Consider the following 1454-nt stretch of genomic DNA (forward strand, 5'->3'; position numbering starts at 1 on the left):
CCGCTGGAGAAAAAGGCCATGAAGAGTCACAGGACCTGGCTAACGCCATCGCGGCCAAAAGCGTACAATTGAATGCGCTCACCAGCCAGTGGGAAATGTCAGTCAAACAGGCTGAACAGCGAGCAACACTGCTGGAGCAGCAAAAACAGAAAGCCTTTGAGCAACAGCAATTAACTGCGCCCGTTGCCGATCTGAACTCTCTATAGGGAGGTTAAAGAACTACCCGATTGGTTGCCATTGTCCATTGAGAAATACTGCACAGGTCAAGCGTGCTTCAGGGTGTGGACGGCACGCCTTAGGTAACTCCATCACACCACATTTAAAGCCACCGAAGGAACAGTTGGCAGCACATGCGTTGCCAATCAGGGCCTCCAACTGCTCGATGAGTATCGCGGTGCATTGCCTCATAAATGTACCAAGATCCATCTCATCTTGTTGATATTTATCGCTAATGAGTTCGATTGTCGGCGAATAAATCCTGCCATCGGGTTTCATCGTGAAGTCTTTCCAGGCAACTTTCTGACCGGCTTTCGGATGCTCCCAGGCATTGCGTAGCTCTCGTATAAAGCACATCACTGAGATCAGTTTGTCGAAGAACACACAGAATCCGTGGATATCACCGTGTTTTTGGTGAATGGTAGTTCTCAGATTTTCCAGCAGCCTCTTTCCTTCCGTCGGCTTATAAATTGACACAAGAAAATCGGTCAACACCTGTCGTAGGTTGTCGGCTAGCCTTATATAAATGTCAATGTTTGTATGCAGATTGGACGTATGAGGCAACTTTTGTCCTTTATTATTTCCGCTTGGCCCACCCGCATCTGCGACTTCTGAAATCTGTTCGAAAACCTTCTCGGTCAGGTCGTGAATCTCACAGAGGATGCCTGTCCCTTTGAGGATGAGTCCCATCGCTGTTTCTTGCGAAATGACATCTCTCATAAATCCGGAACTAAACAACCTTTCGCCGGAAACGAGTATTTTCCCGACAATCGGATTATCAAAACCGTAGGAAAACACCTTCTGATAAACATCGCTCACATTGATATTGGTTCGCTCAGGATCGATGTGATCGGCCTTTTGCATCAGGAAAATACTTTTATCCTTTACAACATAAAGACCTTCCGGTGTCCCAAACATGAAACGTAAAGGCGTCTGGTCGTCCACATCTAAAATTTCGATGACCTTAGCGCCATCTCTGAACTGATCAATTTTGTTTTTCAAGGTTCAGTGCCTTATCGCTGTTCTGAGAATAGTACCAATCTCAATTTTAATGATCGCACTGCCAAATCCAATGCAGACGTCTGGCATTTTGTAGGACTGTTACTGTTTTTCTAATGGATTGCTAGAACTCTGATCAGAGCAATACGTCTGGGCGCCCCTTGCAAAGGAGACTATCACTAATCTTTTATTCCCCATCTGTTCTTTTCTGAAGTGAGGCACCATGTCCGGTGGTATTT

The 1454-nt window shown here is 45.9% G+C and carries 2 protein-coding genes; one reads left to right on the plus strand and one right to left on the minus strand.

Annotated features, from left to right (window positions below):
* Positions 1–206 (plus strand): type IV secretion system protein (locus H0248_RS21265; protein WP_219609334.1); only part of this gene is annotated, 206 nt, incomplete at its 5' end.
* Between the two features lie 13 nt (positions 207–219).
* Here H0248_RS21265 and H0248_RS21270 read toward each other — a convergent pair.
* Positions 220–1218, minus strand: coding sequence for a hypothetical protein (locus H0248_RS21270; RefSeq protein ID WP_180787395.1), 999 nt, complete (start codon positions 1216–1218; stop codon positions 220–222).
* Positions 1219–1454 lie beyond the last annotated feature (236 nt).

The sequence above is a fragment of the Pectobacterium brasiliense genome (assembly GCF_013449685.1).
Taxonomy (GTDB): domain Bacteria; phylum Pseudomonadota; class Gammaproteobacteria; order Enterobacterales; family Enterobacteriaceae; genus Pectobacterium; species Pectobacterium brasiliense_A.